Genomic DNA, 16,201 nt, shown 5'->3' on the forward strand with positions numbered 1-16,201 from the left:
CATTCACTTATTCAAAGGGACGGATATCGCCGGCGCCTTCGCGGGCAATAACAGGGGTATTATCATACAGCTCCACCACGGTAGTGGGTCTGGGATCCAGCACGCCACCGTCGATGATGAGATCGACCAGTTTTTCCAGCTTTTCACGGATCAGATGCGGATCGTATTCCGCCTCGGTTTCACCGGGCAGGATCAGGCTGCAGGACATCAGGGGTTCGCCCAGCGCCTCCAGCAGCGCCAGGCTGATGGCGTTATCGGGCACCCGCAGGCCTATGGTCTTGCGCTTGGGGTTTTGCAGCCGCTTGGGCACTTCCTTGGTGGCCTGCAGAATAAAGGTATAGGCGCCGGGGGTGTTGTTTTTCATCAACCGAAAGGCGCCATTGTCGACCCGGGCGTAGAAAGACAGCTCGGAGAGATCCCGACACACCAGGGTAAAATTGTGATCCTTTTCGATTTTACGAATGCGACAGATACGCTCCATGGCGCTCTTGTCGCCCACCAGGCAGCCGATGGCATAACCGGAGTCGGTGGGATACACCAGCACCCCGCCCTGACGCACAATGGCCACCGCCTGATTGATCAGACGAGCCTGTGGATTGTCGGGGTGCAGTTCAAAATATTGACTCATAATTCCTCCCGGAATGATTTAGATAAAGCGTGTCCATACGGGTGTGGCTTCCTTCGGCAACCACAGCTGCCGACCCAGCTCCCGCCACTGGCTGGGGTAGTGAAAGTCGGAGCCCACCGAGGCTTCCAGCTGATGATCCTTGCTCCATTGCCCCAACGTAGCACGTTCTTGCGGGCTCTGCTGTGCCATGGAAACCTCCATCGCATCGCCGCCCGCCTCGGCAAAGGCCGCCAGCATTTTCTTGACCCACTTGTTGGATAACTCGTAGCGGGTCGGGTGCGCCAGCACCGCCACCCCACCGGCCTGCTGAATGGCGCCAATCGCCTCGTTCAGCGAACACCAGTTGGGCGGCGCATAGCCGGTATTGCCCCGGCTCAGATATTTCTTGAAGATCTTGGGAATCGAATCCGCCGCCCCCTGGCTCAGCAGCCATTTGGCCATGTGAGTACGGGTAATGGGCGCATCACCGGCCAGCGCCCGGGCGCCTTCATAGGCACCGGGAAAACGCGCCTTTTCCAGCCGCTCGGCCATCAACCGGGCACGCTGTTCGCGCCGTTCCTGCTGCTCGGCCAAAAGCGCATTCAGCCCTGCATGGTGCCGCTCGATGTTCAGCCCCACCACGTGTACTTCCAGCGCCTGCCACAGGCAGGAGATCTCCACCCCGTTGATCAGGCGCACCCCATGGGCCTCGGCCGCCTGGGCCGCTTCTTCCAGCCCGGCCAGGGTGTCGTGGTCGGTCAGCGCCAGCACATCCACCTCTTTTTCGGCGGCCCGAGCCATCAACTCGGTCGGCGTCAGCTGGCCATCGGAGGCGGTGGAATGACTGTGCAGATCGATTCGCATAAAAAATCCTGTGTTCAGGGTTGACTTGCACCCCCGATTATCGTTTAACTGTATCCAGTTTCTGATTAACGAGAAGAGCGCGATGTTTCAGCAAAATTCCACTCTACGCATTATTTGGTGGTGGCACACTCCCTAATCTCGGGTGGTGTGATTTGCTGTATTCGTCTTAAAGTCTCAGCGAACATAAAAGCCCGCAACCTTGCGGGCTTTTTTATTATCCAGCAAAAGGTGATGCGATGAAACCGAGCAGAAGAGTTTTTTGGCGATGGCAAGCCGGGCCGGGTTTTACGCCGCTACCAACGGCATTCGTGTCCATTACCGATGACGACATTGCCAGCCAGGTGATCAGGCAAATACCTGATGACCGCGACTAACTAAAAAAGGAAAACAAGATGGCGCATGGTCAGCTCCACGTGTTATTGCAAGATGCACCCTATACCGACGATCCGCTCGCGTTATTCGCAGCCCTCACCCAACCGGGCGACAACAGCATGCTGCTGGAGTCTGCCGAAATCGACACCAAGGCCGGAACCCAGAGCCTGCTGATGCTGGACGCCTGTGTGCGCCTGGTATGCCGGCACCATCAGGTGACCCTGACCGCGCTCAACGCCAACGGCCTGCCCGCTCTTGACCTGGTTGAGCAGGAACTGGGCGGCGAGCGTACCGGGCACCAGCTGCTGGTGACCCTGCCCCAGGCCGATGACAATCTGGACGAAGACAGCCGCCTCAAGGCGCCGTCCGTGCTGCACACCCTGCGCCTTATCCTGACTCGCTTTACCGCCAGCCAGGGCCAGCAGCACCTGTTTATGGCCGGCACCTTCTCTTACGATCTCATCGCCTCCTTCGAGCAGTTGCCCGAGGTTGCCGAGGGCATCAACAATTGCCCCGACTTCTGCTTCTATCTAGCCGAAACCCTGGTAACCCTGGATCACAAGCAGGAAACCGGTCGCCTGTCTGCCAGCGTCTTCGACCCGGCCGAGCAGCCCCGCCTGCAGGCCCGGCTGGATCAACTGGCCGGCGCCTGTGGCCAGGTTCACCCCGAGCCCAGGGCCGGCGAGCGACTCGAAGGCAAGATACAGGCCAGCAAGAGCGATGCCGAATTCAGGGCCGACGTGGTCAACCTGAAAGAGCACATTCTGGCGGGCGATATTTTTCAGGTGGTGCCGTCGCGCAGCTTCAGCCTGCCCTGCCCGCATCCGCTGGCCGCCTATCGCAAGCTCAAGCAGACCAACCCCAGCCCCTATCTGTTCTATGTGAACGATCAGGACTTCACCCTGTTCGGCGCCAGCCCAGAAAGCTCGGTCAAGTTTGACCACCACAGCCGCGTGGTTGAAATGTACCCCATTGCCGGTACCCGCAAGCGCGGCTTCAACCCGGACGGCAGCATCAACCTGGATCTGGACGGTCGCATCGAGCTGGACCTGCGCCAGGACGCCAAGGAAACCGCCGAACACATGATGCTGGTGGATCTGGCCCGCAACGACATCGCCCGCATCAGCGAGCCCGGCAGCCGCTACGTGAAAGACCTGCTGAGCGTAGACCGCTACAGCCACGTGATGCACCTGGTGTCGCGCGTGGTCGGCACCCTGCGCCACGATCTGGACGCCCTGCACGGCTATCAGGCCTGCATGAACATGGGCACCCTGACCGGCGCCCCCAAAATCAGCGCCAGCGAACTGATCCGCCAGGTAGAACAGCAGCGCCGGGGCAGCTACGGCGGCGCCGTGGGCTACATCAACGGCCTGGGCGACATGGACACCTGCATCGTGATCCGCTCCGCCTTCGTTAACGATGGCGTGGCCCATGTGCAGGCCGGCGCCGGTGTGGTGTATGACTCGCACCCCCAGTCGGAAGCCGACGAAACCCGCAACAAGGCCGCGGCGGTACTCAATGCCATCGCCCTGGCCCACGGCACCACACTGGCGGAGGTGAGCCATGACTAACACTTCAGTTAATACCATTTTCCTGCTCGATAACTACGACTCCTTCACCTACAACCTGGTGGACCAGTTCCGTACCCTGGGCGCCACCGTCAAGGTGTATCGCAACACGGTACCGGTGGCACAACTGGTCGCCGCCATGGAGCAGGGTGAGCAGCAAGGCCAGCGCCCCATTCTGGTACTCTCGCCAGGCCCCGGCATTCCCAGCGAAGCCGGTAACATGCCGGCCTTGATCCGCGCCTGCATCGGTCGCTTCCCCATCCTGGGTATTTGCCTGGGCCATCAGGCCCTGGTGGAGCACTACGGCGGCACGGTAGAAAGCGCCGGCGAAATCAGGCACGGCAAGACCTCGCTTATCAGCCATAACGGCCAGGGGGTGTTTGTCAACCTGTCCAACCCGCTGCCGGTGGCCCGTTATCACTCGCTGGTGGGCACCAAAATCCCCAGTACCCTGCCGGTCATTGCCGACTATCAGGGCATGACCATGGCGGTGCAGGATACCGCCAAGCGCGTACTGGGTTTTCAGTTTCATCCCGAATCCATCATGACCACGGAGGGTGCACAATTGCTGGCACAAGGTCTGGACTTTTTAAGCGCACCGGAAACCAAGGCCATGGACCAGCTGTATCGTGGCGAGCACATCAGCCGCAGCCAGGCACAGGCCTTGTTTGGTGAGCTGATCAAGGGCGACATGGATCAAATGACCATGGCCTCTTTGCTGACCGTGCTGAAGATGAAAGGCGAAACGCCGGATGAAATTGCCGGTGCCGCTCAGGCCTTGCTGGAAGCCGCCTCCCCCTTCCCCCGGCCCGAATATGCCTTCTGCGACATCGTCGGCACCGGTGGCGACGGCATGAACACCATCAATGTGTCGACCACCTCGGCCCTGGTGGCCGCCGCCTGCGGCATCAAGGTAGCCAAGCACGGCAACCGCGGCGTGTCTTCCAAGTCCGGCTCTTCCGACCTGCTGGAACAACTGGGTATCGACCTGAACATGAGCCCGGATCGCGCCCGCCGCTGCCTGGACGAAGTGAACGCCTGCTTTTTGTTTGCGCCCAACTATCACGGCGGCATGCGCAATGCCATGCCGGTACGCCAGGCCCTGAAAACCCGCACCATCTTCAACGTACTGGGCCCGCTGGTTAACCCGGCCCGACCCGACTTTATTTTGCTGGGCGTGTATTCCGAGCAGCTGGTACGGCCCATTGCCGACACCCTGGTGGCCATGGGCCTCAAACGCGGCATGGTGGTGCATGGCAGCGGTCTGGATGAAATTGCCATTCATGGCCCCACCACGGTGGCGGAAATCAACCACGGCGTGATCAGCGAATACAGCATCACCCCCGAAGAGCTGGGCCTGGAGCGCTTTGATATCAGCGCCATTGCCGGCGGCGAGCCCAGTGAAAACAAAGCCATTACCTTAAGCCTGCTGCAAGGCGGTGGTACCCCGGCCCAGCAAGGCGTTATTGCCATGAACGTGGCGCCGTTACTGGTGATGAGCGGCCAGGCCGAGACCCTAAAAGAAGCGGTAGCCCAGGTATTGGCTGTGTTAAAGTCGGGCAAAGCCATGGAAGTAGCCAATAAACTGGCGGAGTTGAGCCAATGTTAAGTACCGTTCTCGGCAAGATTGTTGCCGACAAGAAAATCTGGGTCGCCGAACGCAAGCAGAGCCAGCCCCTGAGCAGTTTTGAAGCCGAGCTGACGCCGAGCGACCGCCCCTTTGAGGCGGCGCTGAGCGCCGGCAAGCCGGCCTTTATACTCGAATGCAAGAAAGCCTCGCCTTCAAAGGGGCTGATCCGCGAACACTTCGACCTGGATGCCATCGCCGCCGTTTACGGCCGCCATGCCTCGGCCATTTCGGTGCTGACCGACGAAAAGTACTTTCAGGGCAAATTCGAATTCGTGACCCGGGTGCGCGGTCAGGTGAGCCAGCCGGTGATCTGCAAAGACTTCATCATCGATCCCTACCAGATCAAACTGGCGCGCCATCATCAGGCCGACGCCATACTGCTGATGCTGTCGGTGCTGGATGACGAGCAGTATCGCGAACTGGCCGCGGTGGCCCGGTCCCTGAACATGGGCGTGCTGACCGAAGTGATAAGCCGTGAAGAAGTAGCGCGCGCCCTTGCGCTGGACGCTCAGGTTATCGGCATCAACAACCGGGACCTGCGCGATCTGAGTATCGATCTCGACCGTACCCGGGTGCTGTCCGCCCTTATTCCGGACGATCGCATCGTGATCTCCGAGTCCGGCATTCATCGGCACAGCCAGGTAAAGGCCCTGTCGGCCCACGCCGACGGCTTTTTGGTCGGCAGCTCGCTGATGGCCGAGGACGATCTGGAGCTGGCCGTGCGCCGCTTGATTTTGGGTGACAACAAGGTGTGCGGCCTGACCCGCCCGCAGGATGCCGCCGCCGCTCACCAGGCCGGTGCCGTGTTCGGCGGCCTGATCTTCGTGGCCAAGAGCCCGCGCTGTGTGGACCTGGAACAAGCCAGAATCGTCATGGCCGCCGCCCCGCTCCACTATGTGGGCGTGTTCCGGAACCAGCCTCAGACCGAGGTGGCCGCCATCGCCCGCGAGCTGGGCCTGAGCGCGGTGCAACTGCACGGCGAAGAAGACGACGCCTATATCACCGAGCTGAAGCAACAGCTGCCCGGCGTGGCGGTATGGAAGGCGGTGCCGGTAAGCGACAGCCTGCCCGCCTTGCCGCAACAGGCCGACCGATTGCTGTTCGACACCCAAACCGGCGGCCAGAGCGGCGGCACCGGCCAGGCCTTTGACTGGCAGCTGTTGAATGACATCGACAAGGCCAACGCCATGCTGGCCGGCGGCCTGACCCCTAACAACGCGGCCGACGCCGCCGCCCTGGGCTGCCTTGGCCTGGACCTGAACTCCGGCGTAGAAAGCGCCCCCGGGCAGAAAGACGCGGCCAAGCTGAACGCCGCCTTCGCATCACTCAGACATTACGGACGCAGGATAACCACATTATGAGCTTACTTAACCCCTTTTTCGGCGACTTTGGCGGCATGTATGTGCCACAAATTCTGATGCCCGCCCTGCTGCAATTAGAAAAGGCCTTCGTGGATGCCCAGCAGGATCCGGAATTCGACCGCGAATTTCGCGAACTGCTGAGCGAATACGCCGGTCGCCCCACCCCGCTGACCCGGGTACGCAACCTGGCCGCCAACACCAAAACCCGCATCTACCTGAAGCGGGAAGATCTGCTGCACGGCGGCGCCCACAAAACCAACCAGGTACTGGGCCAGGCCCTGCTTGCCAAGCGCATGGGCAAGAACCGCATTATCGCCGAAACCGGTGCCGGCCAGCACGGCGTGGCCACCGCCCTGGCCTGTGCCCTGATGGGCATGGAATGCATCGTTTACATGGGTGCCAAAGACTGCGAACGCCAAAAGCCCAATGTATTCCGCATGGAGCTGATGGGTGCCAAGGTCATACCGGTACACTCCGGCTCCGCCACCCTCAAGGACGCCTGCAACGAGGCGCTGCGCGACTGGACCGCCAACTACGACACCACCCACTACATGCTGGGCACCGCCGCCGGCCCGCACCCCTTCCCCACCATAGTGCGTGAATTTCAGCGCATGATTGGCGAAGAAGCCAAGGTGCAGATAGTAGAGCACGAAGCGCGCCTGCCCGACGCGGTGATCGCCTGCGTGGGTGGCGGCTCCAATGCCATCGGCATGTTTGCCGACTTTATCGATGAAGAAAACGTACGCTTGATCGGCGTAGAGCCCGCCGGCAAGGGCATTGAAACCGGCGAGCACGGCGCCACCCTGGGTGAAGGCACCAAGGGCGTGTTCTTCGGCATGCTGTCTTTGATGATGCACGACACCGACGGTCAGGTAGAAGAGTCCTACTCGGTGTCTGCCGGTCTGGATTTTCCTTCTGTAGGCCCCCAGCACGCGTTTCTGGCCACCTCGGGCCGCGCCCAGTATGTATCGGTAACCGATGATGAAGCGCTGGACGCTTTTCAGGCCCTGGCCCGCAACGAAGGCATTATTCCGGCGCTGGAGTCTTCTCACGCCCTGGCTTGGGCACTTAAAATGGCCGAAGCCGAGCCGGAAAAAGAGCAGGTGCTGGTGGTTAATCTGTCCGGTCGTGGCGACAAGGACATCTTTACCGTTGCCGATATTCTGGAACAGAAAGGAGAAATGAAATGAGCCGCTACAACCGCCTGTTTGACCGCCTCAAGGCCGACAACGAAGGGGCCTTTGTGCCCTTCGTGACCCTGGGCGACCCCTCGCCCGAGCATTCGCTCCAGGTGATTGACGCCCTGGTGGCCGGTGGTGCCGATGCGCTTGAGCTGGGCATTCCGTTCTCCGACCCCGTGGCCGACGGCCCCACCATTCAGGCCGCCACCCTGCGCGCCCGGGAGGCCGGCACCAACTCGCAAGTCTGTTTCGACATACTGACCCGGGTGCGGGAGAAGTACCCCGAGCTGCCCATCGGCCTGCTGGTGTACGCCAACCTGGTGTATGCACCGGGCATGGACAGCTTCTATGGCCGTGCCGCCAAGGCCGGAGTGGACTCGGTACTGGTGGCCGACGTGCCGCTGGAAATGGCCGAGCCCTTCAAGGCCGCCGCCGACAAGGCCGGTGTAGAAACCATTTTCATCGCCCCGCCCAACGGTGACAAAGCCACCCTGAAGGCGGTGGCCGAAATGGGCTCCGGCTATACCTATCTGCTGAGCCGCGCCGGGGTAACCGGCACCGAAACCAAGGCCGGCAAGCCGGTAGACACCCTGGTTGCCACCCTGAAGCAATATAAGGCGCCGCCCTCACTGCTGGGTTTTGGTATTTCTACCCCGCAGCAAGTGCGCGACGCCCTTAGCGCCGGTGCCGCCGGCGCCATCTCCGGCTCGGCCGTGGTCAAGATCATCGAGCAGCACCTGAGCAATCCCCAGGCCATGCTGGACGCCCTGACCGCCTTCGTGAAAGACATGAAAGCCGCGACCAAAAAGCTGTAAAGCCGGAAGCTGAAAGCTGAAAGCTGAAAGAAAAGACAAAAAGCCGTAAGCAACACTGCCTACGGCTTTTTTGTTGCCGCGTTTTCCCCACCGATATTCTGCCGGCGCCGCCGAACGGCCCCTCCCCCTTGGCAGCGACCTAACAGGCACGGCTGCGGATCTTCCCCAGGGGGAGGCTGGGTGGGGGGTGTCATTTTGACTAGGTGCAGCAACCCCTCCCCAACCCTCCCCTTGCGTTGCACCCCGCTGTTATTCTGCCGAATTCAAGGTTAAGGGGAGGGAGCAGATCGGCACCCCGCTTACCATCGGCGCCGAACGGCCCCTCCCCCTTGGCAGTGGGATAACAGGCACGGCTGCGGGTCTTCCCCAGGGGGAGGCTGGGAGGGGGTGTCACTTATGGCTAAGCCGCCTTACTCGTTATCCTCAATCCCAAAATACCGCTTATGCAACTCGCGGATCTGCTCGGCCAGCTCCGGCACCGGGCCCGCTACTTCAATTTCCGGTGCCACTTCCTTGATGGCCAGCGGCTTCACCGGCGACTCCGGCAGGTCCCATTCGCTGCACCAGTCGGTAAACTGCGCCGCCGAGCTGGCATACACAATGCGCCCCAGCCCCGCCCAGGCGTGTGCCGCCGAGCACATGGGGCAATGCTCGCCCGAGGTATACAGGGTAGAGCGTGCCCGCTCGGTTTCACTCAGGTGCTCGGCCGCCCAGCGCGCCAGGGCAATTTCCGGATGCCAGGTGGGTTCATGGCTGTGAATGCGATTGTGATCTTCCGCCAGTACCGCCCCTTCGGCCGACACCAGCACAGAGCCAAAGGCCATGTCGCCACCGGCCAGCGCCTCTTCCGCCAATGCCACGCAACGGCGCAAATGTCGTAAATCCTGTTCGTTCAAAGCCATTGTTCACTCCTGTAAATTCGCCTGTTTGACCAGGGGACAGCCCCCTCTTGCCATAACCGACCGGCCCCGCCGCCACAAACGCACAGACACGGCGGTAAAGGCTATCCAGCTCTGTCTTGAGTCTGATAAGGTACTGAACAAACAACAAATATCAAAGCAGGAAAATGTCTCACGACTATTACCAGCAGCAGGCCGAGCAGTTCTATCAAAGTACCGTAACCGTAGACATGACGCCGCTTTACGACCGCTTTCTACCGAAGGTGCCGGCCGGCGGCCATATCGTGGATGCCGGCTGCGGCTCGGGGCGAGACAGCCTGCATTTTTCCCGCTTGGGATACCGGGTAACCGCCTTCGACGCCAGCCCGGCGCTGGTGCAGCTGGCCCGTGCCCATAGCGGTCTGCCGGTAGTGCAATGCCGCTTCGAAGAGTTCAGCACGCCAGCCCCGGCAGATGCCATCTGGGCCTGTGCCTCTTTGCTGCATGTGCCGCTGGCCGAACTGGCCGCCGTTATGGCTCATCTGACCACACAATTGAAGCCCGGCGGCGTGTTTTACTGCTCCTTCAAGTACGGCCAGGGCGAAACCAGCCGTGAGGGCCGCCACTTCACCAACCTGGATGAAACCGGCCTGAAGCAACTGCTTAACGGCCTGCCGCTGAACATCGCCGAACAATGGCAAACCGGCGATCTGCGCCCCGGCCGGGAGCAGGAGCGCTGGCTGAATGCCCTGCTGGTGAAGGTGGCGGAATGACGGCCCCGCAACTGCTCGCCGGTGGCGGCGCCAAGGATCCCGGTTTCCACCAGCCGCTGCTCGGCCCCCTGCTGGGTGCCATCAACGCCACCGGCGAAGGCAGCAGCATCGGCATCGCCGTGTCTTTTATTCGCCAGAGCGGACTGGCGCTGCTGCAGGATGCGCTGTTCGAAGCCCTGGACAGAGGCGTGCAACTCGACGTCATTACCTCAGATTATCTGGATGTGACCGAGCCGGTGGCCCTGCGCTGGCTGATGCTGCTGGCCGAACGGGGCGCCCGCGTCGGCATCTACGAGAGCGCCGGCAATCCCGGCTTTCACCTCAAGTCCTACCTGTTTATTCAACAACACACGCAGAAACGGCTGACGGGGCTTGGCCTTGTCGGCTCCAGCAATATCTCCCGCGCCGCCCTCACCGACTCGCTGGAGTGGAACTGGTGCCTGCGGGTAGACGATGACGGCACCAGCCCCGCCGCCACCAGCCTGCTGGCGTTACAGCAACAGATGCAGCAACTGGCGCAGGATGCCCGGGTGGTACCGCTCAGCCACCACTGGATAGACGATTACCTGATCCGCTATCAACAAAGTCCGCTCACCGGCCTGCGCGTCATTACCGGTGACAACACCACCGATGACGAGACCCTGCGCGAAACGCCCCTGCCCCATGCGGTACAGGAAGAAGCACTGGCGGCGCTACAGGCCAGCCGCAGCCAGGGCTACCAACGGGGGCTGGTGGTCATGGCCACCGGCCTGGGCAAGACCTGGCTGGCCGCCTTCGACGCCCGCCAGCTCAAGGCCAAAAAGCTGCTGTTTGTGGCCCACAGAGACGAGATTATCCGCCAGGCTCAGGCCACCTTCATTCGCATGCAGCCCACAGCACACACCGGCCTGTATAACGGCCAACAGCAGGATCAGGCCGACTGGCTGTTTGCCTCGGTGCAGACTCTGGGCCGGGCCGACCACCTGCGACGCTTTGCGCCGGATCACTTCGATTACATCATCGTCGACGAATTTCACCACAGTACCTCGCCAACCTATCGCCGCTTGCTGGATCATTTTCGCCCCCGTTTTCTGCTCGGGCTGACCGCCACGCCGGACAGAACCGATCAGGCCGATATTCTGGCCCTGTGTGACGACAACCTGGTGTTCGAGCGCGGCCTGCGCGACGCCATTGTCGACCGTCATCTGGTGCCCTTCGTCTATCAGGGCATTTATGACGAGCACATCGACTACGACGAAATTCCCTGGCGCAACGGCCGTTTCGATCCCGATGCGCTGAATGCCGCCTTTGCCAGCAAACGGCGGGCCCGGCATGCCCTTGAGCAGTGGCGCACCTACGCCCGGAGCCGCACCCTGGCCTTCTGCATTTCTACCCGCCACGCCGACTTTATGGCCCGGATATTCAACGATGCCGATATCAAGGCCGCCGCCGTTTATGCCGGCTCGGCCATGCCGCGCAACCAGGCGCTGACCGAACTGGCCGACGGCAAGCTGCAGGTGATTTTCTCGGTGGACCTGTTCAACGAAGGTACGGATTTGCCCGCCATCGACACCCTGCTGATGCTGCGCCCCACCGAATCGCGCATTGTATTCTTGCAGCAACTGGGCCGGGGCCTGCGCAAGCATCCGGGCAAGCAGCAGCTGATGGTGGTCGATCTGGTGGGCAACCACAAAGCCTGCCTGTTCAAGCCCGAGCTGTTGCAGGCCACCATCGGCACGACCAACGGCAGCGGCAGTCAAACCACTCCGGATTTACCCGAAGGCTGCTATATCAACCTCGCCCCCCGGCTGATACCGCTAATGAACAAGCTGCGCTACGGCGGCCGGGTAAAAGTGGTTGATGACTATCGTCGGCTTAAAGATGAACTGGGCCACAGGCCCACGGCGGTGCAGGCCTTTCGGGCCGGGCTGGATTTGGCCAAGCTGCGCAAACAGCACGGCAACTGGTTTGAACTGACGCGAAGCGAAGGCGATCTCACGGCTTCTGCCGTCATTGTGCTGGATAAACTCGGTGATTTTTTACTGACCGGCGTAGAGACCACCACGCTCAGCAAAAGCTTCAAGATCATATTACTGCAGGCACTTCTGGAACTGGACGGCCTGTGCCAGCCCCCTACCCTGGCGGCACTGGCCGAACAGTCCCGCCATGTGCTGGAGCGCCACCCGGACTTGTTACTGCTCGACCTGCCAGCCAAACAACAGGCCATGACCGCCGACTCCCCCGCCTGGCTGCGTTACTGGCAGAACAACCCGATCAAATACAGCACCGGCGGCAACCCGGACTCGCAGGCCGATTACTGGTTCGAGATAAAGAACGACCGCTTCTGCCCCCGCTTCGAGCTGCCCACAGACAAACTGGATACCCTGCATTTGATGATGCAGGAACTGGTGGATCTGCGCCTGGCCGAGTATCGCCGCCGCCATGCAGCTAAACTGGCAAAAGCGCCGCGGTCAGCAAAAGTGCAACAGCAAGCGACCGACAGCGCCGACACACCGATGGCCGAGGTTATCGAATTACCCTGTTTTCCCGACTTGCGCATTGCCTGCGGCCACTTCAAGACCGGCCACGGCGATCACGCCGAACTCATGGCCATTGCGGATCACTACGGTCCACTCGACATCAAACGGCACTTTCTGGCCCGGGCCAGCGGACATTCTATGAACGGCGGCAAACAGCCGGTTAACGACGGTGATTTGCTGTTACTGGAATGGATAACACCGCAAACAGCCGGATCCATCAGCAACCAGACCCTGGCCATAGAGCAGCAAGACGAGTCCGGCGACAACCAGTATCTGCTGCGGATGGTTAAGAAAAAACCGGACGGCGGCTATCGACTGCACGCCACCAATCCGGATTATGAAGATCTGGCCGCCACCGACGAGATGAAACCTTTTGCCCGGTTCAGGGGCGTAATTTCAGAGCCGGCTCAATAACAAGAAGCAGAAAAATAACAATAAGGGACAGGATGAAAGCACCTCTGGCACAAGGCCTCTACGATCTGCTCACCACTCAGGGAGTAGAACAAGCGCTATCAGAAAGCGGGCTCAGCGCCCAGCCCGAAGAACTCAACCCGGCCTTCAGTCACGAACGCTTAGCCGATGCTCTGGCCGAGCAGCTGTCACAGCTTTTAGCAGAGGTCAGTGGTGATAAACAGGTCAAGGTGAAGGCACAAGCCGAACTTATAAACGACATATTGCGATACTCCCGTCAGCGGTTGCATCAAGATGAAGCCCCCGATCTGTTATGCACTCCACCCCAGGTACTGCGCTCCTTATATCCTGCCCAGCGAAAGCCTGAACTGCCAGCCATCGGCTTAGCACAACCCTGGCTGTTTACCGCCGGTAAAGATTCTCCCGCTTTGTTGCATGAGCTCACTGCCGAACTGGCGTCATGCAATAGCGTCGATATTCTGGTGAGTTTCATCACCGTCTCTGGGGTGCGAAAGATTATCGAAGTGCTCAAGCAGATCACCAGCACCGATGCCAAAGGGAAAAGCCAAGCCAAGGTACGGGTGCTGACCACCACCTATATGGGCGCCACACAACAAAAGGCGTTGGATACCCTGGCCCGATTGCCTAATTGTGAAGTTAGGGTATCACTCGATGGTAGCCGGACCCGCTTACACGCCAAAGCCTGGATTTTCGAACGCAGCACCGGCTTTGGCTCCGCCTATGTGGGCAGCGCCAACCTGTCCGGTGCCGCCCTGATGGGCGGGCTAGAATGGACGGTTAAATTCACCGAAAAGGGCCAGAACAAACTCTATCAACGAGCACAGGCGCATTTTGAAACCCTGTGGCAAGATGGTGAATTCCGCAGCTATAACCCGGAGGATCAGACACATCGTAACCAGTTAACCAAGGCATTGAAGCACGAGTCTGGCCGAGATCTGATTGCCACCCCCACCTTCTTCGATATAGAGCCCAAACCCTTTCAGCTGGATATTTTGGAGCAACTGGATAACGAAAGAGCGCATGGCCGAATGCGGAACCTGCTGGTTGCCGCCACCGGCACCGGTAAAACCGTCATGGCAGCTTTCGATTACCGTCGCCTAGCCCGCAAGCAAGGCGGCTTGCCGCGGCTGTTGTTTGTCGCCCACCGCAAGGAATTGTTGATACAGGCCATGCGCACCTTTCGGCTGGTGCTGCGCGAAGCAGAGTTCGGCGATCTCTTTACCGGTGAACATCAACCAGAACAGGATCAGCATCTGTTCGCCACTATTCAAAGCCTGAATGCCCGCAAGCTGGTCTCTCAGCAAGCAGCAGATTACTGGCACATGGTGATTATCGACGAATGTCATCACATAGAAGCTAACAGCTTCGACAAGCTGCTCTCAAGCATTTCTCCGGCTTATTTACTGGGCTTAACCGCGACACCGGAACGAGCAGATGGCAAGAATATCCTGCGCCATTTTGATAATCGACCGGACGGTTCACCGGCGGCACAATTACGTCTGTGGCAAGCGCTGGATCTGCAACTGCTGGCCCCCTTCGAATATTATGCCTGTGACGATGACACCGACTACCGCGAGATCCCCTGGCAACAAGCTAACGAACTCAAAGCGTTGGATAATCTGCTTACCGGCAACCATGTTCGCGCAGCGGCGGTGATCCGCGCCTGGCAACAACTGGTGGACGACCCTAAGCGCGGCAAGAGCCTGGTATTCTGCGTGAGCATTGCTCATGCCGAATTTATGGCAGATCAGTTTGAAAAGGCCGGCATCATAGCTCGGGTGATCACCGGTAAAAGCTCCGTTAAAGAGCGTCGAGATCTGCCCAAACAGCTGGAACGTGGCGAGATCCATGCCATCGTGACCGTAGATCTCTATAACGAAGGGATCGATCTTCCCTTTGTCGATACCTTGCTGTTACTTAGGCCCACCCAAAGTGCCACTCTGTTTCAACAGCAAATCGGTCGTGGTCTGCGTTTGTTCGAGGGCAAAGAGAGCTGCCTGATCCTGGATTTTGTCGGCCAGCATAAGGAAGGATTCCGCTTCGATATGCTCTACAGCGCCATAACTGGCCTGTCGCGCCGTGAAGTAATCGAAAGCATAGAAAAAGGATTTGGCCGACTGCCCAGCGGTTGCCATATCCAGCTACAAAAACAAGCCAGAGAGCATATTCTTAGCAGCCTAAAACTGGCACTCAATCAGAACTGGCGCCGCCTGCAGCAGGAGTTGCACGCCTACGTTAGTCTGACCGGAAACCGTCATGTAGCTCTAGATGATTTTCTCAACGAGCAGCAATTAGAGCTGGAGGATATCTATCGCGCCGGCCAAAACAGCGGTTGGACCAATCTGCAACGAGATGCCGGCCTCTTGCCGGGAGAAGCCTCCGCCGAGGAACGCTATTTCAGCCGCCGACTGGGAAGCTTGTTGCATTTGGATGACACTGCACAGTTAGAGCTGATAAACCAAGTGGCCGAAAATGATGCCAATTACGTGATCGTCGATGAGCAGCAACAGCAACGGCTACAAATGCTGGCATATCAAATAGATGGTCAGCAAAGCCAGACCGGATCGGCTCAAGCCTTTCTTAAGCGGCTATCTCAGTCCCCTGCCGTGTGCAATGAGCTGGCTCAGCTCAGCAACTACCTAGATGCCAGAACGCAGCATCAATACTCGCCCTTGCCGGGGCTGGAGCACACACCTCTGCGATTACATGCGGCTTATCACAGCCGAGAAATCCTCACCGCCGTAGGTTTTCTTACCGCAGAAAAACGCACGCCGTTTCAGGCTGGCGTACTGTCATTCAAAGAGAGCAAAACTGAATTGCTGTTCGTGACGCTGGATAAGAGTACGGCCCAGCATGAAGGTGTCGCCTATAACGATTACGCCATCAGTCAGACTCAGTTTCATTGGCAATCTCAGAACAGTGCAGGGCCCAGCACTCCAGGCGGTCGCCGCTACATTGAAAGCGAAACTAATGGCTGGCAGTTTCAGCTGTTTGTACGCATCGACAAAAATTCACCCTATCGCGCCTGCGGCCCGGTGAAATTTATGCGCTATCACGGCAGTAAACCGATGAACATCACTTGGCAGCTGAAGCACCCACTGCCGGTGAGACTGTTCAAGGAGTTCAGTGTGTTGGGATGAAAAAAGCCGCCATCAACAGATGGCGGCTTTGGTTTGCTCGGGTCAGTGTTCGAGCATTCGC

The 16,201-nt window shown here is 59.6% G+C and carries 11 protein-coding genes, 1 pseudogene and 1 other annotated feature; of the genes and pseudogenes, 9 read left to right on the forward strand and 3 right to left on the reverse strand.

The window, feature by feature from the left end:
- Positions 1 to 7 precede the first annotated feature (7 nt).
- Together ABD827_RS03260 and rnm are read right to left on the reverse strand one after the other, a co-directional pair.
- A complete protein-coding gene (locus tag ABD827_RS03260) occupies positions 8 to 628 on the reverse strand; it encodes an L-threonylcarbamoyladenylate synthase (RefSeq protein ID WP_344962278.1) in 621 nt (206 codons plus the stop codon).
- An 18-nt stretch (positions 629 to 646) separates the two neighbouring features.
- Positions 647 to 1,471 carry an RNase RNM gene (rnm, locus tag ABD827_RS03265; RefSeq protein ID WP_344962280.1) on the reverse strand — a complete coding sequence of 275 codons (825 nt, stop codon included), beginning with the start codon at positions 1,469 to 1,471 and terminating at the stop codon, positions 647 to 649.
- A gap of 112 nt (positions 1,472 to 1,583) precedes the next feature.
- Positions 1,584 to 1,686, forward strand: a sequence feature (Trp leader region).
- Between the two features lie 177 nt (positions 1,687 to 1,863).
- Here rnm and ABD827_RS03270 point away from each other — a divergent pair.
- The 6 genes and pseudogenes from ABD827_RS03270 to trpA all read left to right on the forward strand — a co-directional run bounded on the left by ABD827_RS03270 (position 1,864) and on the right by trpA (position 8,398).
- On the forward strand, positions 1,864 to 3,414 hold the full coding sequence (locus tag ABD827_RS03270; RefSeq protein ID WP_344962282.1) for an anthranilate synthase component 1: 1,551 nt from the start codon (positions 1,864 to 1,866) through the stop codon (positions 3,412 to 3,414).
- Positions 3,407 to 4,015, forward strand: a pseudogene (locus ABD827_RS03275) (aminodeoxychorismate/anthranilate synthase component II); the annotation flags it as partial. The gene ABD827_RS03270 and the pseudogene ABD827_RS03275, both read left to right, overlap by 8 nt.
- A 9-nt stretch (positions 4,016 to 4,024) precedes the next feature.
- A complete protein-coding gene (gene trpD / locus ABD827_RS03280; protein WP_344962316.1) occupies positions 4,025 to 5,020 on the forward strand; it encodes an anthranilate phosphoribosyltransferase in 996 nt (331 codons plus the stop codon).
- Positions 5,014 to 6,402 (forward strand): bifunctional indole-3-glycerol-phosphate synthase TrpC/phosphoribosylanthranilate isomerase TrpF, encoded by a 1,389-nt coding sequence (gene trpCF / locus ABD827_RS03285; protein ID WP_344962284.1) that lies wholly within the window; start codon positions 5,014 to 5,016, stop codon positions 6,400 to 6,402. Before trpD ends, trpCF begins: the two co-directional genes overlap by 7 nt.
- On the forward strand, positions 6,399 to 7,592 hold the full coding sequence (trpB, locus tag ABD827_RS03290; RefSeq protein WP_344962286.1) for a tryptophan synthase subunit beta: 1,194 nt from the start codon (positions 6,399 to 6,401) through the stop codon (positions 7,590 to 7,592). The genes trpCF and trpB overlap by 4 nt, the downstream gene beginning before the upstream one ends.
- Positions 7,589 to 8,398, forward strand: a complete 810-nt coding sequence (gene trpA / locus ABD827_RS03295; protein ID WP_344962288.1) for a tryptophan synthase subunit alpha — start codon at positions 7,589 to 7,591, stop codon at positions 8,396 to 8,398. Before trpB ends, trpA begins: the two co-directional genes overlap by 4 nt.
- A gap of 410 nt (positions 8,399 to 8,808) precedes the next feature.
- On the opposite strand, the gene ABD827_RS03300 is transcribed toward trpA, so the two are convergent.
- Entirely contained in the window at positions 8,809 to 9,300 is a 492-nt protein-coding gene (locus tag ABD827_RS03300; RefSeq protein WP_344962290.1) for a nucleoside deaminase, read from the reverse strand.
- A gap of 164 nt (positions 9,301 to 9,464) precedes the next feature.
- On the opposite strand from ABD827_RS03300, the gene ABD827_RS03305 reads away from it, so the two are divergent.
- From ABD827_RS03305 to ABD827_RS03315, 3 genes are read left to right on the forward strand one after another with little or no spacing between them, the layout of a single operon-like run.
- A complete protein-coding gene (locus tag ABD827_RS03305) occupies positions 9,465 to 10,049 on the forward strand; it encodes a class I SAM-dependent methyltransferase (protein ID WP_344962292.1) in 585 nt (194 codons plus the stop codon).
- On the forward strand, positions 10,046 to 12,982 hold the full coding sequence (locus ABD827_RS03310) for a DEAD/DEAH box helicase family protein (RefSeq protein WP_344962295.1): 2,937 nt from the start codon (positions 10,046 to 10,048) through the stop codon (positions 12,980 to 12,982). Before ABD827_RS03305 ends, ABD827_RS03310 begins: the two co-directional genes overlap by 4 nt.
- A 32-nt stretch (positions 12,983 to 13,014) precedes the next feature.
- Positions 13,015 to 16,140: a DEAD/DEAH box helicase gene (locus tag ABD827_RS03315; protein ID WP_344962297.1), complete on the forward strand. Its 3,126-nt coding sequence runs from the start codon at positions 13,015 to 13,017 to the stop codon at positions 16,138 to 16,140.
- Positions 16,141 to 16,201 lie beyond the last annotated feature (61 nt).

The sequence above is a fragment of the Oceanisphaera sediminis genome, from assembly GCF_039539745.1.
Taxonomy (GTDB): Bacteria; Pseudomonadota; Gammaproteobacteria; order Enterobacterales; family Aeromonadaceae; genus Oceanimonas; species Oceanimonas sediminis.